Consider the following 23,761-nt stretch of genomic DNA (forward strand, 5'->3'; position numbering starts at 1 on the left):
GCGGGTTGACATGGCCGGACGCGCCCTCAAGGGTCCGGCCGCCCCCAGAGCCGAGTGTCCATGCCCCGCCAACGTCTGAGTTCCCCCCTTGGCGTTCCCCCCGAGACCGTCCTGGTCCAGGCCAATTCAGCCACCCGGGCGCTCAACATCCTTGGGGATCGTTGGAGCCTGATGATCCTTTACCTCGCCTTCCAGCGGGTGCGGCGGTTTGAGGACTTTCAGGGGGGTATCGGGGTGGCCCGCAGCCTGCTCAGCGACCGGCTGCGTCGGCTGATCGCGGCAGGCGTTCTCAAGAAGGTCCGCTACCAGGAGCGCCCGGTCCGGGAGGCCTATCATCTCACGCCCATGGGCCGTGATCTCTACAGCCTGGCCCTGATGATCATCGGCTGGGAGAAGCGCTGGTTCTTCGACCCCACCCATCCGGCCCACCAGATCCGCCATGGCTGCGGCAAGACCTTCACACCTGAATACCGCTGCGGCTGCTGTGGGGAGGTGGTGACCGCCCGGGATGTCTATGTGATCGATGGCCCCGGAGCCGGGGTCGAGCCCAGCCAGCCCCCCAGGGCGCAGCGCCGCTCCATCGTGCCGACGGACGGGCTCAATCGCGGCAACCCCATGTTGGACCGCGCCTTCCAGGTGCTGGGGGACCGCTGGACCTCCCATGTGATCGCCTCAGCCTTCATGGGGCGTCGTCGGTTTGGCGACCTGCAAAGCGCCCTGGGGATCGCGCCCAACATCCTGTCAGACCGGCTCTCGCGGCTGGTGGAGCTAGGTGTGCTGCGGAAGGCCGCCTACCAGGACAAGCCCCAAAGGTGGGAGTACCGGCTCACCGATCAGGGCCGCGACCTCTATCCGCTGATCGCCGAGTTGAACCGGTGGGGCGACCGATGGCTGGACGGCGGCAAGGGGCCACCGCTGATCACCTATCACCGGCCCTGCGGCCAACCGCTGATCGCCAAGATCACCTGTGATCAGTGCGGCGAGCCAGCTGGCCTCGACAGCATGCTCTAGGCCGCGCCCTCAGTCTTGCGGCGGGCCTGGGCGGCCAGGGGCGCACCGGCGGCCGGATCGAGGTACTCGTCCAGCCGAATGATGCGGCCGTCCTTGGACTGGACCACTACGCAGGCATGCATGGCGAATGGCTGGCCGTCGGCCAGGACGCCCTCCAGCACATGCTGCTGAAAGAAGCCGTCAGGCAGGATTTCCCGCCGCAGGATTCGGTACTGCCGCTCTGGCAGCGCGCGGATCAGCCAGGCCAGAACCCGCAGGTTCTGGTCTACGGTCTGTTCGATCTCGTCATTGTTGTGCCAGAGCTTGGCGTCGGGGGCATAGATGGCCCGAACCGCCTCGACATCACCGGCTGCGAGGGCGGCAATGAACCGCTCGGCCAGGTCCTGATGATCCTGTGGGCTCATGCTGCGGCCACCCCATTGCGCAGGAACTCGCGGTCGGCCCAGACGCTGTGGGTGCCGCTGCAGATCTTGTGCGGCAGGGCGATCCGCACCACTGGCCCGTCTTCAATCCGCTGCGCGTCAATCAGCACGCACTCTGAACTTCCCCCGGCCTCATCGATGATGAAGCTGACCAGGTAACCGTCATCCTCGGCGGTAGCCCCGATGCGCGGCACGAAGGGGGCCTCGCTGGCGTACTGGCCTTCGGGCAGGGTGAAGGACCAGGACTCGCCGGTCTCCAGGTCGTGCTTGACGAACCCCTTGAACAGGAACCAGCCCGGCTTGGTGGTGGTGGAATAGACGTAGCGGTAGGGCTTGCCGGCATAGCGCTGGTTGAACATCCCGAACTCCAGGATGCGGTCATCCAGGTGATGTTCCTTGGTCTCGCCGGTCTTCATGTTGAAGCGCCAGCGATGCAGCTTGGGCTTGAAGCTGTGCTCGTCCAGATAGGCCATCATGTGCGCCAGACCCCTGGGCACGTCGGGCAGGGGGGCTGGGCAGGGGTCTTCCTGGAAGTAGCCGTCCATGACGATCTCGTCCCCGTCCTCATAGGCGTTCAGCCAGTGCAGGACATAGGTCGGTGCGGCCTCAAACCAGCGGATGTCAGCCTCGTTGCCATAACGGGGGATGACAGCGAAACGCGAGGGCAGGCCCTCATGCATACGCACCACATGGATATTCTGGGTCAGCAGGTTCTGGTCCCAGAACACCGGGAAATCATTGAGGATCGAGTAGTTGGCCGAGAACGCCATATCGTGCGGCAGCCTTGGTCCAGGCAGGGGGACCGGGGTGTAATGCACCCGCTTACCGTCCTTATCGACCACCCCATAGTGCATGTAGGGGGCCTGTTTGGAGTAGTTGAAGAACAACAGCTCGCCCGTGGCCTCATCGACCTTGGTGTGGGCTGAGACCCCGTCGAGGGGCCCCCAGCTGGCAACCCCGCCCTGTTCCAGGGTTTCAGGGTCGAGCCAATAGGCCTCGCCACACTGGTAGAAGGTCGAGACAATCTTGCCGCCATGAACCACCACGTCCGTGCTGGAGGAGTCCTTGAGGCTCCCGTGGGCCCCAAAGCCTGGGCGCAGGGAAACGCCCGGCCCATCGGCCAGACCGCCCCACAGGGACTGGCCCGCCTCCTGTTCGGCCTCAAAGCACCGGGTGCGCACAAAGCGGTTGCGATAGTCGGCCTTGCCGTTCTTGAAGCTGATCATGTGGACCATGCCGTCCCCGTCAAAGGGATGGTAGCGGCCCAGGGGCTGGTGCGCCTGGTTCTCGGTATTGCGCACATAGACCCCGTCAATATCGGTGGGGATGGTGCCTTCCAGGACCTGCAGATCCTCGGCGTTGACCTCCTCATGCAGCGGTGTCCAGGCCCCGTTCAGATAGGGATGGTTGCTCGGCTGCAGCGACGTCGTGACGGGGGCTAGACGCTCCAACTTCATGACCTGGGCTCCTCTAGATCGATCACCCCTCTTCGAGGGTTCGTCTCCAGCCTAGCAGCAGGGTCTTTTTACGCAAGCGACCCTGGGCAGCCCGGGGGTGACCGCGTCTCTCATCATCACCATGAGCAACAGACATGTCGGTTTGGCTTGAACGGGTCAGTGGCTGTGGTCTCATCGGTCTGCGGTCCGGGCCCCTCTGGCGACCTTAAAGGGTTGCGATGTCGGACTGCAGCGGGTGCGTCCGGCTGCGTGATGGGGTCAATGGTAGCCCCCAATCTCCAGACCCCAGCGTTGTCGGGCGCACCCTCAAACGTCGAGGAGCCCATGTCATGAACTACGTCCGAATGAACCGGCTGCGTAACGAGCACCGTTGGCTTGATCATGAGATCCGGCGGGAAGAACGCCGTGCCCATCCTGACATCGAACGCATCCGAGAGCTCAAGCGGCGCAAGCTATCGGTGAAGGACCAGCTGTTCTTCGCCGAGGTCGGACTCTCCACGGTCCGCGCCTGAGCCCGGCCGACCGGGGCCCGCCAGCCCCGGTCGGCCCCATGGGCCGCCTGGCTCTAAAAGTAGCCCCGCCGCTTTTTCGATTCCAGCGAGCTTCCTTCATCCCGGTCGATCATCCGGCCCTGTCGCTCAGAGCGGGGGTCAGCCAGGGTCTCCATGAGAATCTCAGAGGTGGTGACGGCCTCGGACTCGATCGCTCCGGTCACCGGCCAGCAGCCCACGGTGCGGAACCTGACAGTCCGGGTCACCAGCTCCTCGCCCGGAGCGAAGGGGAAGCGCTCATCTCCAATCACGAGCAGCATGTCGTCGCGAATGACCGTCGGGCGCAGGGCGGCGAAATAGAGCGGTGCCAGGGGCAGGCCCCGCACCAGGATGTAGGTCCAGATGTCGCTTTCGGTCCAGTTGGACAGGGGGAAGACCCGGGCGCTCTGACCTGGCCCCAGGCGGGTGTTGTAGAGGCTCCAGAGTTCAGGGCGCTGGGCCCTGGGCTCCCAGCCATGTCCCGGCTGGCGGATGGAGACCACCCTTTCCTTGGCCCGGGACTTTTCCTCGTCGCGGCGGGCCCCGCCGAAAATGATATCGGCCTTCAGCTCGTCCAGAGCCGCCTTCAGAGGCTCGGTCCGCATCACGTCGGTATAGACGGCTGAGCCGTGAGTGAAGGGACTGACCCCGGCCCGCAGTCCGTCTTCGTTGTGACGCACCAGGAGCTTGAATCCGTAGGCCTCGGCGAACTGGTCCCGAAAGGTCAGGGTTTCCTTGAACTCGAAGGTGGAGTCGATGTGCAGCAGGGGGGCTGGGGGCGGCGAGGGGTAAAAGGCCGCGGCGGCCAGGTGGGCCAGAACCGTGGAGTCCTTGCCCCCGGAGAACAGGATCACCGGCCGCTCAGCCCCGGCGATCGCCTCGCGGAAAATGTGGATCGCCTCGGCTTCCAGCCGTGCCAGATGTGGCGGCAGGTCGATGGACGGGTGGGTCGGTGTGGTGGGGGGCGTCATGGGCGCGCCCTACTGTCCCTGACCGAGGCTGAACCCTGGTTGGCCATCAAAGGCGCAGAGGTTCTCCGTCTTGATGAATTCCAGGCCAGCCTCAGCCGCCCGCAGGGTAAGGGCGGCGATGTCCCGCAGGGGAATGGCCGAGCCGCCGTTCATGAAGCGGCACCGCCAGTGATCGACACAGAAGGTCTCCGGCAGGCCTTCAGGCCAGACCTTGACCCCCCGATTGGTGATCATGCGCAGTTCAAGGGGCCCCTGTTCCAGGGTCTTGAGCCGGGCGGCGAGGCTGTTCACGTCCCCTTGCCAGTCGATGAACAGGTCGACACCAATGGTGGTCTTCTCGGCCCGGGGTGCCGGAGCGTGGTTGGAGATCGGCGCAGGCGGCGTCCGCCGTGGCGCGGCAGGCTGTAGCTGCTGCGGGGATTGTCCCATGCGGGCAATGAGCTCGGTGGCAAAGGCCTGGGTGCCCAAGGCCCCGTGGTCCCGCACCATGTCCGGGGTGCCGACGCCATCCTCGATGGCGCTGAGCCAGGCATTGTGGATCCGCGCGGCGGCTTCACCTTGGCCCACATGGTTCAGCATCATCAGACCCGCCAGCAGCAGGCCTGAAGGATTGGCCACATCCTGACCGGCGATGTCCGGGGCTGAGCCATGCACCGCCTCGAACATGGCGCAGCGGGTGCCGATATTGGCCGACGGCGCCAGGCCCACCGAGCCCGCCACCTGGGCGGCGATGTCGCTGATGATGTCCCCGTAGAGGTTGGGTGTCAGGATGACATCAAAGGCCTCGGGGCTATCGGCGATCCGGGCGGCACCGATATCGATGATCATGTGATCCTGAAGGATCTCTGGATAGTCCTGGCCGACCTCCTCGAACACCCTGCGGAACAGACCATCGGTCAACTTCATGATGTTGTCCTTGGTCATGCAGGTGATCCTCCGCCGCCCCTGGCTGCGGGCATATTCGAAGGCGTAGCGGGCGATCCGCTCGCAGCCGGGCCGGCTGACCAGCTTCAGGCACTGGACCACATCCTGGGTCTGCTGATGCTCGATGCCGGCATAGAGGTCTTCTTCGTTCTCCCGGATGATCACCAGGTCCATGGCCGGATGCCGGGTGGCGACAAAGGGCGCATAGGCCGTGCAGGGCCGCACATTGGCGTAGAGGCCCAGGCTCTTGCGGATCGTGACATTCAGCGACTTCATGCCGCCGCCCTGGGGGGTGGCCACGGGGGCCTTGTAGAATACCCCGGTCCGCCGCAGGCTTGCCCAACCCTCGGGCGTAATGCCGGCGCTGTGGCCGTCCCGCCAGACCGTCTCCCCCAAGGGGATGAACTCAGGTGCCAGGCGTGCGCCACCGGCCTCAAGGATGCGCAGGCAGGCCGACATGATCTCCGGGCCGACGCCGTCGCCGTGGGCGACAGTGATAGGGGTCAGAGTTAGGTCCATGTCTGGGTCCTCAAGTTCGGCTTCAACTCAGCCGGGTTTAAGGGCTCGCGGAGGATATCCGTCGTTGATTGTCGCCATACCCGTGATGAGGCTTGGCAATCATCTGGGGCTGGCCACGGGAAAAACCCGCCGCCCCCCTGGACGGCACCTGCGGCAATCAGGTTCAGTAGGGTCAGGCTGGCGACTTCGACCTGAGCATGGGGCGTTGGCTAAATGGGGGGGACGATGGCGGACTGGTCCAACTGGTCGGGAAGCGTGCGCGCGGCGCCGGCCCAATTCGAACAGCCCAAGACCGTGGCAGAACTACAGGCGCTGGTGCGCGGTGCCGCCAAGGTCCGGGTGGTGGGGGCCGGGCACTCCTTCACCCCGCTGTGTGAGACCGATGGTCTGCTGCTGAACCTGTCGGAGCTGGAGGGCGAACTGGTGATCGCCCCGGACCGAAAGACCGTGACGGCACCTGCCGGCTGGAGCCTGAAGCGCCTGACCAAGGCCCTCTGGGATGAGGGCCTGTCCCTGGCCAATCAGGGGGACGTCAATCCCCAGTCCCTGGCTGGAGCGCTCGGCACGGGCACCCACGGCACTGGCCGTGATCTGGGGAGCCTGTCGACCATGGTCCGGGGCTTCAGCTCTGTGATGGCCGATGGTGCCCTGGTGGAGACCAGCCGAACCCAGGACCCCGATCTATTCGAGGCTCAGCGCCTGTCTCTGGGCCTGTTCGGCGTGGCCGTGGCCGCCACGATCGATGTGCTCCCCGCCTACAAGCTGGAGGAGCGGGTCGAAAAGAAGCCCATGGCCTGGGTCTATGAGAACTTCGACGATCTGGCCCAACGCCACCGCCATGCGGAATTCTTCGTCTTTCCCTATGCGGATGACGCCATCGTCAAGACCCTGCATCCCATCGAGGCTGAGGATACGCCCCGGGGCAAACCCAGCAACGAGGAGGATACCTTCCGCTTCTGCTGTGACATGACCAAGGCCTTCCCGTTCCTGGCCGGTCCGATCCAGCGCTTTGTCACCGGTGCCTCGGGCGACGTGCACAAGGTAGGACCGGCCTATCGCATCTTCCCCTCGACCCGGAACATCCGCTTTGAGGAAATGGAGTACGAACTGCCGAGGGCGGCTGGCCTGCCCGCCCTGCGCGAAGCCATCACCTGGATCCGCAAAACCCGGCGTCCTGTGGCCTTTCCCTTCGAGTTCCGTTGGGCGGCGGGGGACGACATCTGGATCAGCCCGTTCAACAAGGGGCCGGGCGCTTCGATCTCCATGCACCAGTACGCCAAGATGCCCTGGCGCGACCTGTTCAGCCAAGCTGAGCCGATCTTCCGCGCCCATGGTGGGCGGCCCCATTGGGGTAAGCGCCACTTCCTGAGCCGCGGGGAGGTCGATATCCTCTACCCCCAGGCTGAGCGGTTCCGCGAGGTGCGCCGACGGACTGATCCCACCGGCAAGTTCCTCAATACCCACCTCGCCGACCTGTTCAGCTGACGAGAACGCCGATGTCCGCTCTTTCCGACGACCGTCGCCTGCATGGCCATCTGATCGGTCAGCAGGGGTCTCGCCGCGCCCTCAACACCCCGGTTCTGGTCCTCGACCTGGACGCCCTGGAGCGAAACATCGCAGCGATGGCGCAACTTGCGGCCAAGGCTGGGGTGCGACTGCGGCCACACGCCAAGACCCATAAGAGCGTCGATGTTGCCCGCCGGCAGGTGGCGGCCGGCGCCTTTGGCCTGTGCTGCGCCAAGCTGGGGGAGGCCGAGGCCCTGGCGGCAGGCGACATCGCCAATCTGCACATCACCTCGCCGGTGGTCTCAGCCCCAGCCATCGCCCGCCTGATGGCCCTGAATGCCCGCAGCCCCGGTCTGTCGGTGGTCGCCGACCATCCCGGCAACGTAGCGGCCCTGGCCGCTGCGGCGTCGCCAGATTGTCCGCTCGGGGTCTTCGTAGATATCGACCCGGGTATCCGCCGCACCGGGGTCGCCTCTGACGCCGCCGCCGTGGACCTCGCCCGCCAGATCGATGCCGCCCCGGGGCTGACCTATAAGGGGGTGCAGAAGTACTGCGGCCGTGAGCAGCACATCGAGTCCTACGCCGAACGCAAGGCTGCCATTGTCGCCCAGACCGAAGCCCTGGCGGCCACCCTTGCGGCGCTGACGGCGGCGGGCCTGCCGCCCCCCGTGGTCACCGGCAGCGGCACGGGCACCCATCGCATCGATCAGGAGCTCGGCGTGTTCACCGAATGGCAGGTGGGCTCCTATGTGTTCATGGATGACCAGTATTCAGCCTGCGCCCTGACCGAGGACGGCGTCTCGCCCTACGAGCGCAGCCTGTTCGTGGACGCCCGGGTCGTCAGCGCCAACAGCCCGATGCTGGTGACGGTGGATGCGGGCTTCAAGGCTTTCTCCACTGACGCTGCCCCGCCCCAGGTGGTGGCCGGGGCGCCTGAGGGCGCGCGTTTCGCCTTCATGGGCGATGAGCATGGGGCGGTGATCGCGCCGGGGATCTCCGAAGGGTTGAGCCTCGCCGACCTGGTGACTCTGGCGGTGCCGCACTGCGATCCCACGGTGAACCTCTATGACAGCTACCACGTGGTCCGGGCCGACACCCTGGCCGACATCTGGCCCGTCAGCGCCCGGGGCCGCAGCCGCTAGGTCCGAAACGCCACCAGGAGACGCCCCATGAGGTTCGAGGACTATCGCCGCCACGATATGACCGCCCTGGCCGGGCTCGTCGCCCGGCGGGAGGTTTCGGCCGCTGAGTTGCTGGAGACGGCCCTGGCGCGGACGGCGGCGGTCAATCCGCAGATCAATGCCATCACCCAGGACCTTTCTGACTTCGCCCGCGGCGAGCTGACCCGCGCGACCGAAGGGCCGTTCGCTGGCGTTCCGTTCCTGCTCAAGGACCTGGGTGCCCAGCTGGCCGGCACGGTGACCACCGGTGGGTCGCGGGCTTTCAAGGACGCCCGCGCCGAGGCCGACAGCGCCATCGTGGCGGCCTATCGCCGGGCGGGCCTGGTGATCTTCGGCAAGACCAATACGCCGGAGTTCGGCCTGGCGCCGGTTACAGAGCCCGCGCTGTTCGGCGCCAGCCGTAATCCCTGGAACCTGGACCATACGCCGGGGGGCTCGTCCGGCGGGGCTTCGGCGGCGGTGGCGGCGGGGATTGTGCCTGGTGCCCACGCCAGCGATGGCGGCGGCTCTATTCGCGTTCCAGCGGCGGCCTGCGGCCTGTTCGGCCTGAAGCCGTCGCGGGGACGGGTGTCCTTCGCCCCGGCAGGGGAGGGGTGGGCCGGCGCCTCCATGCAACATGCGCTCACCCGCTCGGTGCGCGACAGCGCCGCCCTGCTGGACGTGGTCTGTCAGCCCCAGGTGGGCGATCCCTACTTCCTGGCGCCGCCAGAGCGGCCTTTCGCCCAGGAGGTCGGCCGCGATCCCGGTAAGTTGCGCATCGCCTTCACCACCGCCTCCCTCGCCAGTCCTGAACTGGACCCCGAGTGCGCCGAGGCCGTCCGCGACGCCGCCCGCCTCTGCGAGCGTCTCGGTCATCAGGTGGAGGAGGCCAGCCTGCCCGGTGATCGCGCGGCCCTTTCGCAAGCCGCCGGGGTGATCATCGCCGCCAGCGTCGCCGCCGCCCTGGACGCTGAGGCCGAGCGGCGCGGCCGGCCCATCGGCGAGGATGAGGTCGAGTTCACCACCTGGATGAGCTACCGCCGCGGCCGCGAGCTGTCGGCCCCGCAATACGTCCAGGCGGTCGCGGTCGTCCACGCCTTTGGTCGGGCAGTGGCCGGCCTGTTCGCCGACTATGACATCCTGCTTCTGTCCACCACCGGCCGGCCGCCCCCGCCGGTGGGCTGGCTGACCGAGGACCTCAGCCAGTACGCCCGCCGTCTGTTCTCGTTCATGAGCAACACCCAGGCCTTCAACAACACCGGACAGCCGGCCATGAGCGTGCCCCTGGCCTGGAGCCAAGAGGGCCTGCCCATCGGCCTGCAGTTCGTCGCCCCCATGGGCGAGGAGGCGAGGCTGTTGCGTCTGGCGAGCCAGCTGGAACAGGCGCAGCCGTGGTTTGACCGTTTAGCCCCGCTCTGACCCCATGACGTCGGGAGAATTGGCGCGTATCGTGTCGAAATGACTCGACCGCACATCCTCTACGGCCTGCCGCACTCGCTCTATACCGGCACGGCGCGGGCTTATCTGCGCAAGTCCGGCGTCGCCTTTGTCGAGCGGTCCGCCCGCGAGCCGGAGTTCCGCCAGCAGGTTATGCCGGCCATCGGCCGCTCGATCATCCCGGTGCTGGTCACGCCTGAGGGCCAGATCGTCCAGGATAGCGTCGACATCATCGACCATGTCGAGGCGGCCGGCACGGCGCTGAGCGCCTATCCTGACCGCCCGCGCCACCTGTTCCTGGCGCACCTGTTCCAGCTGTTCGGCTCCCAGGGACTGCTGCGCGCAGCTATGCATTACCGGTGGAGCTACTACGACGTCCAAGGCGCGTTTCTGGATCATGCCTTCGGCGTATCGGGCGCCGAGGACGATCCCAGCCGTGGCGCCATGCGCAAGATGCAGAGCTACTTGCCGGGCCTGGGCGTGCGGCCCGACACCATCCCGTTGATCGAGCAGGGCTATCATGACCTGCTGGCCGCCCTGGAAGCCCACCTGTCGGTCCATCCCTATCTGCTGGGCGGCCGGCCCAGTATCGGGGACTACGGCCTGTTCGGGCCGCTGTTCGCCCATCTGGGTCGGGACCCCGTACCGGCCGACATCATGAAGCGCCAGGCACCGGCGACCTTCCGTTGGATTGAGCGTCTGCATGCGCCGGACCTGGACATTCTCGACCTGCCGGCAGCAGACGGCTGGCTGCCAGCCGATGAAGTTCCCACGAGCCTGGAAGCGATCGTGGCGGAAATGGGGGCCGAGATGGGCGCGGAACTGGCCGCCAAGCTCGCCTGGCTAGAGGACCATTACCTGCGCCTGGCCCCGGCCGATGGCGATCCGGTCAGTCCCAAGCCGCACCAGCGGACGCTCGGCGTGACCCCCAGCCGTTATCGTGGGGTTCCCGACGAGGTCGGGGTGCAGCCCTATCTGCTCTACATGGTCCAGAGGACGGAAACCGCCCTTGGCTCGCTGGCCGGCGCAGATCGGATCTGGGCCGACGACCTGCTGACCCGCTCAGGGCTGGGATGTCTCGGCCAAGCCCGGCAGGCCCGGGTGGACCGGCGCAATCACATCGAGGTCTGGGCGCGGCCCTGACTGCCAGGTCCTAGCGGCCCATCCAGGGCTTGGACTTGGATGACGATTGATGGGCGGCGGCCTGTTCGCGCTGGAAGCGCCCGCCCCGGGGCGGTTTCGGCTTGGCGTCCAGGGCGGCCTTCTTCAACCGCAAAGCGCGCTGGATCGAGGTTTCGCCTGCAGGGCCGTCATCGGCGGGGGAGTCGCTCATTTTTTCGGTCCAGCATTGAGGTCAGGACGGGCGGCGAGGAAGGCAGCCTTTTCGGCAGGCGTGAGCACCTTGCCGGGTTTCTGGCGCGAGACCCGAGGTTTGGGCGGGGCATAGACCTCAGGCGGCGGGGCCGGGGCTTTCAGGTCAGACAGTCTCTTGGGCGGCGGCTTCATCGGTCAACAGGGCGTGACGGACCCCCGACTCCAGGGCCACCCCACCTATGACACATCAGCGCCCTGGCGTCCGCCTGCGCATGTTCAGCAGGTAGGCCGCGATGACCCCTGTGGCCACCAGACCGATCAGCAGGGTGGAGATGGCGTTGATCTCCGGGCTGACGCCTAAGCGCACGGCGCTGTAGATGCGGATCGGCAGGGTGGTGGCGCCAGGGCCTGAGGTGAAGCTGGCGATGACCAGGTCGTCCAGGGAGAGCGTAAAGGCCAGCATCCAAGCGGCTGCCACGGCCGGTGCGATATTGGGCAGGGTCACCAGGGTAAACGCTTTCCAGGGTGGTGCGCCCAAATCCCGGGCGGCCTCCTCCAGGGCTTCGTCAAAGGACACCAGCCGGGCCTGCACCACCACGGTGGCGTAGCAGAGGGTGAGCGTGGTGTGGGCGATCATCACCGTCCAGAAGCCCCTGGCCACCCCCACCGACACGAACAGCAGCAACAGCGACAACCCTAAGATCACCTCGGGCATGACGAGCGGCGCATAGGTCATGCTGGAGAACAGGGTGCGCCCCCGGAAGCGGCCGGCCCGCACAAGGCCCAGCGCCGCCAGGGTCCCCAGGATGGTGGCGAGCGTCGCCGAGACAAACGCCACCCGCAGGGTCACCCAGGCGGCCGCCAACAGCTGCTCATTCTGAAAGAGGCTTGTGTACCAGCGGGTGGAAAAGCCCCCCCAGACGGTGACCAGCCGGCTCTCATTGAACGAATAGATCACCAGCAGGACGATGGGCAGATAGAGGAAGCCCATGCCAAGCACGATGGCGGCGATGTTGAAGGCGCTGGGACCCCGCCGCATCAGCGCTGCTCCATCATCTTGGTCTGCTGGCGCTGGAACAGCAGGATGGGGATGACGAGGGTCGCTAGCAGCACGATGGCTACCGCGCTGGCGGCCGGCCAGTCGCGGTTGGAGAAGAACTCCGTCCAGATGGTCTTGCCGAGCATCAGAGTTCCCGAGCCCCCCAGCAGGTCAGGGATCACGAACTCCCCGACCATGGGGATGAAGCAGAGCAGGGCCCCAGCCGCCACACCGGGCAGGGACAGGGGGAAGGTCACCCGCCAGAAGGTCTGGAACGGTGTGCAGCCGAGATCGGCGGCGGCTTCCAGCAGACCGGCCTCCTGCCGCTCCAGCACCGCATAGAGCGGCAGGACCATGAAGGGCAGATAGGCGTAGACGAGGCCGATATAGACCGCCGTATCGGTGTTCAGGATGTCCACCGGGGGCAGGCCGATCTGTTCCAGGGCCATGTTCAGCAGGCCGGCGGGCTTCAGGATGGCGATCCAGGCATAGACCCGGATCAGGAAGCTGGTCCAGAAAGGCAGGATCACCGCCATCAAGAGCGCCTGGCGCACGGTCGGCCGGCACTTGGCCATGCCATAGGCGAGCGGATAGCCCACCAGCAGCAGGATGAAGGTGGCTATGGCGGCGAACTTCAGGCTGGAGAGATAGGCCGCCAGATAGAGGCCATCCTGCCCCATCCGGGCATAGGCCTCGAAATCCAGCGCCCGGACAAAGGCGATCAGGCCCGGCAGTCCGTCCGACCAGTCCAGCTGCGGGGCATAGGGCGGGATGGCCAAGACAACGTCCGACAGGGACAGCTTGGCCACCAGCAGGAATGGAATGAGGAAAAAGACGGCCAGCCACAGGAAGGGGGCCAAGGCGGCGCGGGCCTCTGAGCTGGGCTGACCCCTGGGGCGTCCCAGGCCCTTCCAGGGGCGACGCGGGCGCGGCGCGCCCGTCACGCTCATCGGGTCAGAACCACGGCGGAGTCAGGCGCAAAGGTTAGCCAGACCTTGTCGTCCCAGTCGACGGGGCGGTCCACCACCCGGGCGGCATTGGCCCGGGCCGCCCGGATGGTCCGTCCGCCGGGCAGCTCCACCAGATAGGTGGTCCAGTCCCCCAGATAGCCGATGTCGGCCACAGTCCCCTCGAGGCGATTTGGCCCCGACGGCGGGGGATCGAGGTGCACGCGCATCTTCTCCGGGCGCACCGCCAGCCAGGCGGTGGAACCCAGGGCGATCTCGTCGTCCTCAATGGCCTCCAGGCCGTCGGGCGCTTCGGGGCTCACAAGACGGATGATGTCCCCGTCGTCCTCGGTGACCTTGGCCTCGAACAGGTTCACATCGCCAATGAAGTCGGCCACGTAGCGGGAATTGGGTGCCTCATAGACCTCCGCCGGGCGGCCAATCTGGGCCAGCTGGCCGGCCCGCATGACCGCGATCCGGTCGGCGGTGATCATCGCCTCCTCCTGGTCGTGGGTGACGATCAGGAAGGTCATGCCTAAGCGCTGCTGCAGGGCCATCAGCTCGAACTGGGTCTCTTCCCTCAGCTTACGGTCCAGGGCGCCGAGCGGCTCGTCCAGCAGCAGCATGCGCGGCTTAGGCGCGATGGCCCGGGCCAGAGCCACCCGCTGCTTTTGTCCCCCCGACAGCTGGTCAGGCTTGCGGTGGGCCAGGCCCTCCAGCCGCACCAGGGCCAGCATCTCATCCACCCGCGCGGCGATCTCGTCCTTGGGCTTCTTCTGCTGGCGAAGGCCAAAGGCGATGTTCTGAGCTACGGTCAGGTGCGGGAAGAGGGCATAGGACTGGAACATCATGTTCACTGGCCGCAGGTGCGGCGGCCGGCCAGCCAGATCCTCGCCCCCCAGGGTAATGCGACCCAGGTCAGGCGTCTCGAAGCCGGCCAGCATCCGCATCAGGGTCGACTTGCCACAGCCCGACGGGCCGAGCAGGGCGAAGAACTCCCCCTCATAGATATCCAGCGATACCGCATCGACGGCGGTCTCGCTGCCGAACCGCTTGGTCACCTGGTCGAAACGGACCAGGGGCTTGGCCGAGGGGTCGGCCCAGGGTGCGAAACTCGAGCGCACCGCGCCGATGTTCAGTCTCGGCTTGCCGTTCACCCCGAGGTGATCCTTGCGGCCCTGGTCAAGGTCCAAGGAGTCATTGGCCCGTCTGGACGCGGGTCCAGAGCCGGTTCACCTCGCGGACCAGCTCCTGGCCCTTGGCGGTGGTGACGAACAGGCGCGCCATCACCTCGTCGCTGGGATAGATGCGCGGGTCATCGCGAACCTCAGGATCCACCAGGGCGGTCGCCGGTTCATTGGCGTTGGCATAGGCGGTGTAGTTGGACGCCGTGGCGATCACGTCGGGGCGCAGCATGAAGTCCAGGAAGGCGTAGGCCGCATCCGGATTGGGCGCGTCCACCGGAATGGCGAACACGTCAAACCAGACTTGGCTGCCTTCGTTGGGGATCACATAGTCCACCTCGACGCCCGCACCGGCCTCTGATGCCCGGGCCGCAGCCTGGAAGATGTCGCCGGAATAGCCGATGGCGACGCAGATATCCCCATTGGCCAGGCCGTTGATGTACTCTGAGGAGTGGAACTTGCGTACCGACGGGCGCACGGCCATCAGCATCTCGGTGGCGGCCTCATAGTCCGCCACGGTGGTGGAGTTGGGGTCCTTGTCCAGATAGTTCAGCGCCACGGCGTACATGTCTTCCGAGGCGTCCAGGAAGTGGACCCCGCAGTCGGCCAGCTTGGCGATGTTCTCAGGCTTGAACAGCACGTCCCACGAATCGATGGTCACGCCAGGCAGGCGTTCGGCCACCTTCTGCGGATTGAAGCCGATGCCGACGGTGCCCCACATATAGGGAATGGTGTAGCGGCCGCCCGGATCGAAGGGTTCCATATAGGCCATGATCTTCGGCGACAGATTGCCAATGTTGGTGAGCTTGGAGCGGTCCAGCTCGGCGATCGCGCCAGCCTGGATATAGCGCGGAATGTTGTGGTTTGAGGGCGTGACCACGTCGTAGCCAATGCCCCCTTGGAGCATCTTGGTTTCGAGCACCTCGTTGGAATCAAAGGTGTCGTAGACCACCTTCAGCCCGGTATCGCTGGTGAAGGCCTCCAGAAGCTGGGGGTCGATATAGTCGGACCAGTTGTAGATCCGCACCGTGTCATTGGCGCTCTGGCCCTGACCGCAGGCGCTAAGGCCCAGCAAGGCCGCCACGCTGGCCGCAGCCAGTCCCGTCTTCAAACCCCAAGCCTGCATCCTGCTCTCCTGAAGCATCCCTGATCTGCTTATAAGGCCGATGGCGCAGGGGTTAAGACCCCAATCGTCGTGGGACCCACCGGAAGCGATCTTTGCAGCTCGGCTTGGCACCTTGCGCGGCCCGATGGCCTTCGTCGTCCCGGCGCCATATAAGCCCGCCCTCATTACCCTGAAGAGCCACGAGCGCGCAGACCCATGTCCCGCATCCTGATCACCTCGGCCTTGCCCTACATCAACGGGATCAAGCACCTGGGGAATCTGGCTGGGTCTATGCTGCCTGGAGATGTCTGGGCCAGGTTCAAGCGCGCCCAGGGCCACGAGGTGCTCTATGTCTGCGCTACCGACGAGCATGGCACCCCGGCCGAGCTGGCGGCGGCCGCCGCCGGTCAGGACGTGCGCACCTATTGTGATGAGCAGCACGAGATTCAAAAGCAGGCTGGCGCGGCCTTCCATCTGTCCTTTGACTTTTTCGGCCGTAGCTCCAGCGCCGCCAACCGGGGTCTGACCCAGCATCTGGCCCACGCCCTGGAGGCGCAGGGCCTGGTCGAGGAACGCCTGGACCGGATGATCTACTCGATCGATGACGCCCGCTTCCTGCCGGACCGCTATGTGGAAGGCGTGTGCCCCCATTGCGCCTATCCCAAGGCCCGTGGGGACCAGTGCGACAGCTGCGGGCGGCTGCTGGACCCTACCGACCTGATCGAACCCTATTCGACGGTGTCGGGCAGCCGGAACCTGGAGGTCCGCGACACCCGCCACCTCTATCTGCTGCAGACCAAGCTTGCCGACACGATCCGCGCCTGGATCGACGAGAGGTCACCCTCGTGGCAGCCCCTGGCGCGGTCCATCGCTTACAAGCACCTGGACGAAGGTCTTATCGATCGGGGCATCACCCGGGATCTGCAGTGGGGCGTGCCGGTGGTCGGGCCTGACGGCGCCTCCCGTCCTGGCCTGGAGGGCAAGGTCTTCTATGTCTGGTTTGACGCCCCGATCGAATACATTGGTGCGACAGCCGAATGGGCCGAGGCCACAGGCGGCGACTGGCGGTCCTGGTGGCGGCTGGACGAGGGAGCGCAGGACGTCCGCTATGTCCAGTTCATGGGCAAGGACAATGTCGCCTTCCATACCGTCAGCTTCCCTGGAACCCTGCTGGGCTCCGGCGAGCCCTGGAAGACCGTAGACCAGCTCAAGGCCTTTAACTGGCTCAACTGGTACGGCGACAAGTTCTCCACCAGCATGGGGCGTGGGGTGTTCATGGATCAGGCCCTGGAGCTGCTGCCGGCCGACTACTGGCGCTGGCACCTGACGGCCTATGGCCCAGAGCACTCCGATGCGGCCTTCACCTGGGAGCAGTTCCAGTCGACGACCAATAAGGATCTGGCCGACGTGCTGGGCAATTTCGTCAACCGGATCGTCAAGTTCACAGAGTCCAAATTCGACGGTGTCGTCCCAGAAGGCGGCGTGGCGGGACCTCGGGAAGAAAAGCTCGCCGCCGATGTGAAGGCGGGCCTTGCGACCCTGACGGCCGAGTTCGAGGCCATGGAGTTCCGCAAGGCCGCCCAGGCCGCCCGAGCGCTGTGGGTCCTGGGGAACGAATATCTTCAGGAGGCCGCCCCCTGGACGGCCCTGAAGACCGACCGGGATCAGGCGGCGATGTCCGTGCGGACGGGTCTCAGCCTTGTGGCGCTGTTTGCCCGGGTGACGGCACCGTTCATGCCGGAAGCCGCGGGTCGGATTGCCGCCACCGTGGGGGCCACTGAGCTGTCCTGGCCTGGGGCCGATGAGGACCTCCTGACGGCTGTGGTGCCTGGCCAGGCCGTGGCCTCGGCTGAAGTCCTCTTCCGCAAGATCGAGGATGCTCAGGTCGAGGAATGGCGTGAGCGGTTTGGCGGTTCTGAGGCGGCCTAGGGCCGTTCAGCCAACCAGTTGATCGCGCCTCTTGCGGCGGCGACGCCGGTGGCGAAGCTGGCCTGCAAAAGGTAGCCGCCGGTAGGGGCCTCCCAGTCGAGCATTTCACCGGCGGCGAAAACCCCAGGCCGCGCCTGCAGCATCAGCCGCGCGTCCAGTCCTTCGAACTTCAGTCCGCCGGCGCTGGAAATGGCCCGCTCCAGCCCCATCAGGCCTGTCAGGCGAACAGGCACGGCCTTGATCGCTTCGGCCAGGCCCACCGGGCTGCGGGGCAGGTCGGCGCCGAAGGCCTCGCGCAGCAGGGCGATCTCTACAGGCGAGAGTTTCAGCATCTTGCGCAGGCGGTTGGACAGGCTGTCGCCTGACCGGCCGCCGATCAGCCGTGAGGCCAGGTCGCCCCGGCGCATGTCCGGGCGCAGGTCGATGTGCAGGCGGGCGGGCTCAGGTCCGGCCAGGGCGCTACGGATGGCTGGAGTCAGGGCATAGATCCCGCCCCCTTCAAGGCCATAGGCGGTCACCAGGGCCTCGCCGCGCAGGGTGGTTTCGCCAATGGTCAGGGCCACGGCCTTGAGCGGGGCACCGGCGAAACGGACGGCAAAATCGGCGCTCCAGGCCGCCTTGGCCCCCACATTGGCCGGGGCGAAGGCTGCCAGGGGCACCCCTTCGGCGGCGAGAGTTTTAGCCCAGGCGCCATTGGCCCCGAGCCTTGGCCAGCTCGCCCCGCCTACGGCCAGGACCGTGGCGGAGGGATGGGCGACGACTTCGCCATCCGGTGTGGCGAAGGTCAGGCCGCCGTCCGGCGCCCAACCGGTCCAGTCGTGGCGCGTATGAAACTGCACGCCGGCCTCGCCCAGCCGGCCGATCCAGGCTCGCAGCAGGGGCGAGGCCTTCAGGCTCCGGGGAAAGATCCGACCGCTGGAGCCCACGAAGGTCTCCTGGCCCAGGGCCGTGGCCCAGGCCTGCAGATCCTCCGGCGTGAAGGCCTCGATCAGAGGGTCGAGGGCGGCAGTTGCAGCACCATAGCGGGTCTTGAATGCTGCCAGGGATTCGGAATGGGTGAGATTGAGCCCGCCGCGGCCAGCCATCAGGAAGCGTCGCCCAAGGCTCGGCATCCGCTCATAGACCGCCACGGACAGGCCTGCCGCCGCCAGGGTCTCGGCGGCCATCAGCCCAGCTGGTCCCCCGCCGATGACGGCGACGGCCAGCGTCTTGGGGTCGCTCATGTCTAGAACCAGTTCAGATCTGCGCGGGTCCCGCCCACCTCGACGCCCCTCAGGCGTCCACGTCCGTCCCGGCCAATCGAGACGATGGCGAAGGCCGGTGGCGCGCCGGCCTGTCCCTGGTCCCGGAGAGAGTCCTCCAGGGCTTCAGCCTGCGCCTGATCGGCATAGAAGCGGTCGATACCGATGTCGAGGGTGACGATGGTCTGTCGCGTCTCGGCCACAGGATTGGGGGCAGTCTCTGCGGCGGCATCTGGCGGCGGCGGTCCAGGCGGGGTGATATCCTGCCGGCAGTGTGCTTCGCCCCGGACCACTACTGGACCAAGTTTCAAGGCATCTGCCCGGCTTGCGCCGCCTCCCGTTACCAGGTGAGCGCCGTCGGGGCCCGGGGTGAGGGCGACCCAGCTCTCATCACCACTGTAGTGGGCCTCTAGGTCTGGAGGGCATTCCGCGCCGTCTGGCAGGCGTTGAACCATCTGCAGGGCGGCATAGTGGCCGCTCAACAGGCTGCGGGGATCGAAGGCCTCCATGGCCAGACGGACCTCCTGGCCGCTGGCCCGGGCCGCGTTTTCACGGACCAGCAGGGCGATAAGGGCAAGCACGAGCAGAACCGCCACGGCACCGATGCGAAGGGCCAGGGCTCTGGGGCTGGCGAAGGGTCTCATGGGCCAACCCTCCGACGACGCAAGAGGGTGCCGGTGACCAAGGCCAGGACCGCGCAGCTGGCGAAGACCCCTGCGGCGGTCATCAGGCCCAGGCCCAGATCCATCAGTATGGCGCTGACCGCGGCGATGATGGACAGAACGCCTGCGGCGGTGACCGCGCCCGTGCGATCATGCAGGCCCAGGGCGATGACGGCACCGGAGACCACCAGCCAGGCCAGGCGATGGCCCACGCCGAAGCTCTCGCTCGACAGGCCGGCGGCGGCGAAGGCCACCAGGGCACCGACCGCCATCCAGGCATAGATGACGCCGGCCGGTCGGACCGCCTTTTCGTTCGCCCACCGGCTGGCGCCGGCCGCCAGGGCAAAGGCGGCGGCCAGGGCGAGATAGCCCACCGGTAGAATGTCTGAGGTGGCAAACAGCCACCCCACCACAAGGGCTGGTCCAGCCAGATGGGCGAGACTGCGGCTGCGCCAAGCCAGGGCCAGTCCGACCCCGGCTGGTGCCGCCACTGCAAGCCAGCGCAGGTCGAGGCCTAGCAGACCCGCAGGCCCGGCGAAATCTCCGAGGGCGATCAGGGCCAGGGCGACAATGGCCGCCGCATTGGCCCGACCGGCCAAGGCTAACAGCGCCGCCGCCAAGCCAGCGCCCCGCAGTGCGGCTTGGGGATCTCCGGTCAGGTCAAAGATCTGGCCTGTCAGTCCGATGGCTGCGGCATAGATCAGCGCCGCGACGCCCAGCAGAACATCCCGGGTCAGGGGACGGGTCTTCAGGGCCGCCCAGCCTGCGCCTGCGCAGACCCCGGCGAACAGGGTGAGGATCAGGGCGAACCGCGCCAGACGGGGAATGGCGTCCCAGTTGGCCGCCACGAAGGCGATGGCCGCCAGTCCGGCCAGGATAGTACCCATCACCGCCAGGGCGACGCCGGCGTCGATCCGTCGGGCGTCGGCCACGCTGTCGAGGATCGGCTGGCGCGAGTCAGGGGCCACCAGACCCTGAGCGATCCAGCGATCGAGGTCTTCACTGAGCCGCGCCTTATAGGCCGCCATCCTCGGGCTTCCTCAATCAGCTGGGCTGGAGGCGGAGCGCCTCGGCCGTTCACCCAGGTTTAGTGCAGGCGGTGCTCGGCCGCCTCGTCCGGCGAGATGTCCAGGAAGCCCGGCATGACCGTATTGTATGATGCGGTCCAGTCGAGCTTCACCACGGCGTTACGGTGGCCTTCCCAGACCATGGAGAGGGCGACGTAAAGCACCACGATGAGACCGATATAGCCGATCCAGCGGTATTTGTGCAGCAGGCTGGCGATGTAGGTGGCGGCCACCCCCATCAGGGCGATGGACAGGATCAGGCCAAAGACCAGGATGCCCGGATGCTCCCGGGCCGCGCCGGCCACGGCCAGCACATTATCCAGGGACATGGACAGATCGGCGATCAGGATCTGGATAAAAGCGGCGCGGAAGCTCTTGACCGGTCGGGCGCGGGGTTCAGTGGTCGGGTCGCCGTCCAGCACGGCCTCTGCGTCGGCCTCATCGCCGATCGCCTGATCGCGCAGCTCCTTCCACATCTTCCAGCAGACCCACATCAGCAGCAGGCCACCGGCGAAGAGCAGGCCGATGATACCGAGGAGCTGGGTGGTGATCAGCGCGAAGCCGATCCGCATGACGACGGCGGCGATCAGGCCATAAAGGATGGCCTTCTTGCGCTGCTCGGCGGGCAAGGCGCCGGCGGCGAGGCCCACAGCCACGGCATTGTCGCCGGCCAGGACAAGATCGATCAGGAGGACCTGAAAGAGGGCGGAGAGGGCAGGGCCGTGTTCGGCGAGCAAGGACTCAAACATGCTCACTGATTGCGCCGCGTTATCGCTCTCCGCAACGCTAAATCATCAAGCTCGCCAAAACAGTGGACGGCCCAGGTCAGGCCGGCTCGTGCTCAGGCTTGGCAGCTTCTGCTTCATCGGCCTTGTCGGCCTGGTGATGGGCAAATGCCGTAGCCGCGACCGCACCTGCTGCGGCGGCCGCCAGGGGCGCGGCGAAGCCAGAGCTCGGGGCCGGCTCGGGTTCGCTGCCGAACGCCGAGGTGCCGGAGCCGTAGCCGAAGGTCTGGAACCGGCGACGGCGCTGGGCCTCCCGACGTTTGGCCGCGGCGTTACGCGAGATCGCCGCCAGGATCAGCACCCCTGCCAGCACCGCCAGGGCCAGCAGAATGGTGCGGGTGGACACACCTTGGTTCTCCACGGCGGCACCGGCGTCGGCCGCCGCGGTATTGGCCACATCGGCCGCCTCGCCAGCCAGGTCACCAGCCTTCTGAGCGGCGGCCTCGGCGTCGGGCACCTTAACCTCCCTGTCCCAGAACTTGAGGGGCGCGAGGAAGCTGAACAGTCCGCCGGCCTTGGGGGCGTCGGCCGAACCGGCGGGTGCGGCAGGTGCGGTTGCCGCAGGCGCTGGGGCCGTCGGTGCGGTCCCGGGCTTCATTGTCGGCTCGGGCAGGGGCTTGGCCACCGGCGCCGCAGCGGCTGGGGGTGCGGCCACTGGGGCCGGCCTGGACGGCGCGATCGGCGCAGCAGCCACCGGGGCCGGGGCGCGGACGGGAGCCTGAGCCCTGACCGGCGCTTGGGCCCGCACCGGGGCCGGGGCCACCCGGGCATCGGAGCTGTAGACGCGGCGGGGCGCGGCTTGGGCGGTGCGCACCGGGCGCTCCCCATAGACCCGCAGGCGCTCGGCGCGCGTCATGTCTTCGGGATTGGCGATGGGCCGCATGGTGGTCACCAGCATCCCGTCGGCCCTGCGGAAGGTCACCACGCCTTCATGCCGGGGTGCAGCCCCGGGAAGGGGCTGGCCCTGGTAGACATCCACGGGCGGTCCGCCCATCAGGCCGCTGCCGTGGGTCGTTGAGCCGGGGGCCTCTCCCAACAGGTCAGGTGGGGGGGGTGCCTCTGAATAGTGGTCGCGGCCATGGGCGGTGGGAGCCGACGGCGCGCTACAGCCTGCCAGCGCCAGCAGGCTCACGCCTGCGACAAGGCCCAGCGCCTGATTGCCAAGGATCTTTTGCAAGGTCCTGATCGCCATGGGACGTCCCCCGTACCCGTGTTGATGCCAGCGCCAGCGACGCCGTCGGAAGGTTAATCAACAAATCACGACGCGGCGGTGAAATCAAAGCCGTGAATCGATTGAGGGGAACCGGCTTCCCCTCAGGGGCGAGGCCTTGAGGCCTCATAAAGTGCGATGGCACCCGCCGCTGAGACGTTCAGGCTCTCAAATCCACCTGGCATGGGGATCTTCGCCAGGACATCACAATGCTCGGCCACCAGACGCCGAAGACCCGCGCCTTCCGATCCCATAACCAGCACCGTCGGCGAGCCGTCCATGGCCCTGTCGAGGGACTGCTCGGCTTCACCGTCCAGGCCCACAGCCCGCCAGCCCATGTCGGCCAGCTGGTCGAGGGCACGGGATAGATTGACCACCCGGGCCACGGGAATCTTGTCCACGGCCCCCACGGCGGCCTTAGCCAGCGCACCCGTGAGCTGTGGGGCGTTGCGGTCCTGAAGGATCACCCCTGTGCAACCGAACGCTGCTGCTGAGCGGAGCAGGGCCCCCACATTTTGCGGATCGGTGACCTGATCAAGCATCAGCAGAACTGCACCCTTCGCGGGGACGAAGGATTCCAGCTCCACCGAGGGCAACTCGCCTGGACGCAGGGCCACACCCTGATGCACGGCACCGGGCAACAGATTGGCCAGCCGCTGCGAATCGACGGTTTCGATAACCAGACCGGGAAAGCGCCTGGCGAGGTCTGCGGCCCGCTCGGCGGTGGCGAGGATTCGTTGCGGGGGCTCCCGGTCCTTGTTCTCCAGGGCTGCCAGCACGGCGTGCCAGCCCCAGAACCAGGCTGCGGAAGGGCCCTCAGGCCTTGTGACAGAAGGGGTTTCTCGCCCGCTTCCACGCTTGTTTCGGGGCGCGTTGCGTTCCCGGATCGACGACACTATAAGACGCGCTCCATTTTGAGGCCGGGACAGGTCTCCGCCCGTTCCGGCGTGTTGGCGATGCTTCTAGCAGAGGCCGCAATCCGGGGCGGAGGTAATTTGTTCAGGGCTCAGGACGGTTCCGAGCGCGCGGGGGAATGTCCCGAGTGGCAAAGGGGGCGGACTGTAAATCCGCTGGCGTCAGCCTTCGTAGGTTCGAGTCCTACTTCCCCCACCACGCCTCGGTTCGAACAGGAGTATTGCGGCGTCCCCGCTGCCTTCGGCGCGGGTATAGCACAATGGTAGTGCAGCAGCCTTCCAAGCTGAGGATGCGGGTTCGATTCCCGCTACCCGCTCCAATACACCGCCCTTCACCACCCCGCCCCCGGGCGCATCGCCGGCAGGACCCTGATGGCCAAAGAGAAATTCCAACGCACTAAGCCGCATTGCAACATCGGCACGATTG

The 23,761-nt window shown here is 66.7% G+C and carries 22 protein-coding genes and 2 tRNA genes; 9 read left to right on the forward strand and 15 right to left on the reverse strand.

All coding sequences use genetic code 11. The features are described from left to right. Positions 1–60 precede the first annotated feature (60 nt). Entirely contained in the window at positions 61–1,011 is a 951-nt protein-coding gene (locus tag MH112_RS06965; protein ID WP_296565697.1) for a helix-turn-helix domain-containing protein, read from the forward strand. Here the strand turns inward: MH112_RS06965 and MH112_RS06970 are convergent. Next, positions 1,008–1,415 carry a nuclear transport factor 2 family protein gene (locus MH112_RS06970; RefSeq protein ID WP_296565699.1) on the reverse strand — a complete coding sequence of 136 codons (408 nt, stop codon included), beginning with the start codon at positions 1,413–1,415 and terminating at the stop codon, positions 1,008–1,010. The two genes, MH112_RS06965 and MH112_RS06970, sit on opposite strands and share 4 nt — an antisense overlap. Beyond that, positions 1,412–2,890, reverse strand: coding sequence for a carotenoid oxygenase family protein (locus MH112_RS06975; RefSeq protein ID WP_296565701.1), 1,479 nt, complete (start codon positions 2,888–2,890; stop codon positions 1,412–1,414). Before MH112_RS06975 ends, MH112_RS06970 begins: the two co-directional genes overlap by 4 nt. 329 nt (positions 2,891–3,219) lie before the next feature. On the opposite strand from MH112_RS06975, the gene MH112_RS06980 reads away from it, so the two are divergent. Further along, the gene (locus tag MH112_RS06980) at positions 3,220–3,402 is read left to right on the forward strand and encodes a YdcH family protein (RefSeq protein WP_296565703.1); all 183 of its coding nucleotides are present in this window, start codon (positions 3,220–3,222) and stop codon (positions 3,400–3,402) included. Between the two features lie 53 nt (positions 3,403–3,455). Here MH112_RS06980 and cysD read toward each other — a convergent pair whose 3' ends face one another. Next, on the reverse strand, positions 3,456–4,391 hold the full coding sequence (gene cysD, locus MH112_RS06985) for a sulfate adenylyltransferase subunit CysD (RefSeq protein ID WP_296565705.1): 936 nt from the start codon (positions 4,389–4,391) through the stop codon (positions 3,456–3,458). A 9-nt stretch (positions 4,392–4,400) separates the two neighbouring features. After that, complete coding sequence (locus tag MH112_RS06990; RefSeq protein ID WP_296565708.1) at positions 4,401–5,834, reverse strand: NADP-dependent isocitrate dehydrogenase; 1,434 nt, start codon at positions 5,832–5,834, stop codon at positions 4,401–4,403. Positions 5,835–6,059: 225 nt separating this feature from the next. Between MH112_RS06990 and MH112_RS06995 the strand changes: the two genes are divergently transcribed. Genes MH112_RS06995 through MH112_RS07010 form a run of 4 tightly spaced genes read left to right on the forward strand, consistent with a single transcriptional unit; the run spans position 6,060 to position 11,080 of the window. Then, positions 6,060–7,319, forward strand: a complete 1,260-nt coding sequence (locus MH112_RS06995) for a D-arabinono-1,4-lactone oxidase (RefSeq protein ID WP_296565711.1) — start codon at positions 6,060–6,062, stop codon at positions 7,317–7,319. A gap of 11 nt (positions 7,320–7,330) precedes the next feature. Next, positions 7,331–8,482, forward strand: coding sequence for a DSD1 family PLP-dependent enzyme (locus MH112_RS07000; RefSeq protein WP_296565712.1), 1,152 nt, complete (start codon positions 7,331–7,333; stop codon positions 8,480–8,482). A 27-nt stretch (positions 8,483–8,509) separates the two neighbouring features. Beyond that, positions 8,510–9,919, forward strand: a complete 1,410-nt coding sequence (locus tag MH112_RS07005) for an amidase (RefSeq protein ID WP_296565714.1) — start codon at positions 8,510–8,512, stop codon at positions 9,917–9,919. A gap of 39 nt (positions 9,920–9,958) precedes the next feature. Next, a complete protein-coding gene (locus MH112_RS07010; RefSeq protein ID WP_296565716.1) occupies positions 9,959–11,080 on the forward strand; it encodes a glutathione S-transferase C-terminal domain-containing protein in 1,122 nt (373 codons plus the stop codon). A gap of 10 nt (positions 11,081–11,090) precedes the next feature. Here MH112_RS07010 and MH112_RS07015 read toward each other — a convergent pair whose 3' ends face one another. The 5 genes from MH112_RS07015 to MH112_RS07035 all read right to left on the reverse strand — a co-directional run bounded on the left by MH112_RS07015 (position 11,091) and on the right by MH112_RS07035 (position 15,547). Continuing rightward, positions 11,091–11,270, reverse strand: coding sequence for a hypothetical protein (locus MH112_RS07015; RefSeq protein WP_296565718.1), 180 nt, complete (start codon positions 11,268–11,270; stop codon positions 11,091–11,093). A gap of 228 nt (positions 11,271–11,498) precedes the next feature. After that, positions 11,499–12,290: an ABC transporter permease gene (locus MH112_RS07020; RefSeq protein ID WP_296565720.1), complete on the reverse strand. Its 792-nt coding sequence runs from the start codon at positions 12,288–12,290 to the stop codon at positions 11,499–11,501. After that, entirely contained in the window at positions 12,290–13,150 is an 861-nt protein-coding gene (locus MH112_RS07025) for an ABC transporter permease subunit (protein WP_296565724.1), read from the reverse strand. The genes MH112_RS07020 and MH112_RS07025 overlap by 1 nt, the downstream gene beginning before the upstream one ends. Positions 13,151–13,236: 86 nt before the next feature. After that, the gene (locus MH112_RS07030; RefSeq protein WP_296565727.1) at positions 13,237–14,430 is read right to left on the reverse strand and encodes an ABC transporter ATP-binding protein; all 1,194 of its coding nucleotides are present in this window, start codon (positions 14,428–14,430) and stop codon (positions 13,237–13,239) included. A 4-nt stretch (positions 14,431–14,434) separates the two neighbouring features. Then, a complete protein-coding gene (locus MH112_RS07035) occupies positions 14,435–15,547 on the reverse strand; it encodes a polyamine ABC transporter substrate-binding protein (RefSeq protein ID WP_296565729.1) in 1,113 nt (370 codons plus the stop codon). Positions 15,548–15,742: 195 nt separating this feature from the next. Here MH112_RS07035 and metG point away from each other — a divergent pair, with 195 nt between their 5' ends. Continuing rightward, entirely contained in the window at positions 15,743–17,455 is a 1,713-nt protein-coding gene (metG, locus tag MH112_RS07040) for a methionine--tRNA ligase (protein ID WP_296565732.1), read from the forward strand. On the opposite strand, the gene MH112_RS07045 is transcribed toward metG, so the two are convergent. The 6 genes from MH112_RS07045 to rlmB all read right to left on the reverse strand — a co-directional run bounded on the left by MH112_RS07045 (position 17,452) and on the right by rlmB (position 23,307). Then, positions 17,452–18,678 (reverse strand): TIGR03862 family flavoprotein, encoded by a 1,227-nt coding sequence (locus tag MH112_RS07045; RefSeq protein ID WP_296565734.1) that lies wholly within the window; start codon positions 18,676–18,678, stop codon positions 17,452–17,454. The two genes, metG and MH112_RS07045, sit on opposite strands and share 4 nt — an antisense overlap. A 2-nt stretch (positions 18,679–18,680) precedes the next feature. Then, entirely contained in the window at positions 18,681–19,340 is a 660-nt protein-coding gene (locus tag MH112_RS07050) for a GDYXXLXY domain-containing protein (RefSeq protein ID WP_296565737.1), read from the reverse strand. Continuing rightward, on the reverse strand, positions 19,337–20,386 hold the full coding sequence (locus MH112_RS07055; RefSeq protein ID WP_296565740.1) for a DUF2157 domain-containing protein: 1,050 nt from the start codon (positions 20,384–20,386) through the stop codon (positions 19,337–19,339). Before MH112_RS07055 ends, MH112_RS07050 begins: the two co-directional genes overlap by 4 nt. 59 nt (positions 20,387–20,445) lie before the next feature. Beyond that, positions 20,446–21,174, reverse strand: a complete 729-nt coding sequence (locus MH112_RS07060; protein ID WP_296565742.1) for a TerC family protein — start codon at positions 21,172–21,174, stop codon at positions 20,446–20,448. A gap of 76 nt (positions 21,175–21,250) precedes the next feature. Then, on the reverse strand, positions 21,251–22,387 hold the full coding sequence (locus tag MH112_RS07065; RefSeq protein WP_296565744.1) for a hypothetical protein: 1,137 nt from the start codon (positions 22,385–22,387) through the stop codon (positions 21,251–21,253). 137 nt (positions 22,388–22,524) lie between these two features. Then, positions 22,525–23,307, reverse strand: a complete 783-nt coding sequence (rlmB, locus tag MH112_RS07070; protein WP_296565757.1) for a 23S rRNA (guanosine(2251)-2'-O)-methyltransferase RlmB — start codon at positions 23,305–23,307, stop codon at positions 22,525–22,527. A gap of 140 nt (positions 23,308–23,447) precedes the next feature. Here rlmB and MH112_RS07075 point away from each other — a divergent pair. Together MH112_RS07075 and MH112_RS07080 are read left to right on the forward strand one after the other, a co-directional pair. After that, positions 23,448–23,533 (forward strand) — tRNA-Tyr (locus MH112_RS07075). Positions 23,534–23,580: 47 nt separating this feature from the next. Then, positions 23,581–23,654, forward strand: a tRNA-Gly gene (locus MH112_RS07080). Positions 23,655–23,761: the final 107 nt, after the last annotated feature.

The organism is Phenylobacterium sp. (assembly GCF_022402485.1).
Lineage (GTDB): Bacteria > Pseudomonadota > Alphaproteobacteria > Caulobacterales > Caulobacteraceae > Phenylobacterium.

Excerpts from the sequence above, each read along its gene's own strand:
- MH112_RS07050 (WP_296565737.1), bottom strand. The coding sequence starts at position 19,340 with ATGAGACCCTTCGCCAGCCCCAGAGCCCTGGCCCTTCGCATCGGTGCC.
- MH112_RS07055 (WP_296565740.1), bottom strand. The coding sequence starts at position 20,386 with ATGGCGGCCTATAAGGCGCGGCTCAGTGAAGACCTCGATCGCTGGATC.
- MH112_RS06995 (WP_296565711.1), top strand. The coding sequence starts at position 6,060 with ATGGCGGACTGGTCCAACTGGTCGGGAAGCGTGCGCGCGGCGCCGGCC.
- cysD (WP_296565705.1), bottom strand. The coding sequence starts at position 4,391 with ATGACGCCCCCCACCACACCGACCCACCCGTCCATCGACCTGCCGCCA.
- MH112_RS07005 (WP_296565714.1), top strand. The coding sequence starts at position 8,510 with ATGAGGTTCGAGGACTATCGCCGCCACGATATGACCGCCCTGGCCGGG.
- MH112_RS06980 (WP_296565703.1), top strand. The coding sequence starts at position 3,220 with ATGAACTACGTCCGAATGAACCGGCTGCGTAACGAGCACCGTTGGCTT.
- MH112_RS07035 (WP_296565729.1), bottom strand. The coding sequence starts at position 15,547 with ATGCAGGCTTGGGGTTTGAAGACGGGACTGGCTGCGGCCAGCGTGGCG.
- MH112_RS07020 (WP_296565720.1), bottom strand. The coding sequence starts at position 12,290 with ATGCGGCGGGGTCCCAGCGCCTTCAACATCGCCGCCATCGTGCTTGGC.
- MH112_RS06990 (WP_296565708.1), bottom strand. The coding sequence starts at position 5,834 with ATGGACCTAACTCTGACCCCTATCACTGTCGCCCACGGCGACGGCGTC.
- MH112_RS07060 (WP_296565742.1), bottom strand. The coding sequence starts at position 21,174 with ATGTTTGAGTCCTTGCTCGCCGAACACGGCCCTGCCCTCTCCGCCCTC.
- MH112_RS06970 (WP_296565699.1), bottom strand. The coding sequence starts at position 1,415 with ATGAGCCCACAGGATCATCAGGACCTGGCCGAGCGGTTCATTGCCGCC.
- MH112_RS07000 (WP_296565712.1), top strand. The coding sequence starts at position 7,331 with ATGTCCGCTCTTTCCGACGACCGTCGCCTGCATGGCCATCTGATCGGT.
- MH112_RS07015 (WP_296565718.1), bottom strand. The coding sequence starts at position 11,270 with ATGAGCGACTCCCCCGCCGATGACGGCCCTGCAGGCGAAACCTCGATC.
- metG (WP_296565732.1), top strand. The coding sequence starts at position 15,743 with ATGTCCCGCATCCTGATCACCTCGGCCTTGCCCTACATCAACGGGATC.
- MH112_RS06975 (WP_296565701.1), bottom strand. The coding sequence starts at position 2,890 with ATGAAGTTGGAGCGTCTAGCCCCCGTCACGACGTCGCTGCAGCCGAGC.
- MH112_RS07045 (WP_296565734.1), bottom strand. The coding sequence starts at position 18,678 with ATGAGCGACCCCAAGACGCTGGCCGTCGCCGTCATCGGCGGGGGACCA.
- MH112_RS07010 (WP_296565716.1), top strand. The coding sequence starts at position 9,959 with ATGACTCGACCGCACATCCTCTACGGCCTGCCGCACTCGCTCTATACC.
- MH112_RS06965 (WP_296565697.1), top strand. The coding sequence starts at position 61 with ATGCCCCGCCAACGTCTGAGTTCCCCCCTTGGCGTTCCCCCCGAGACC.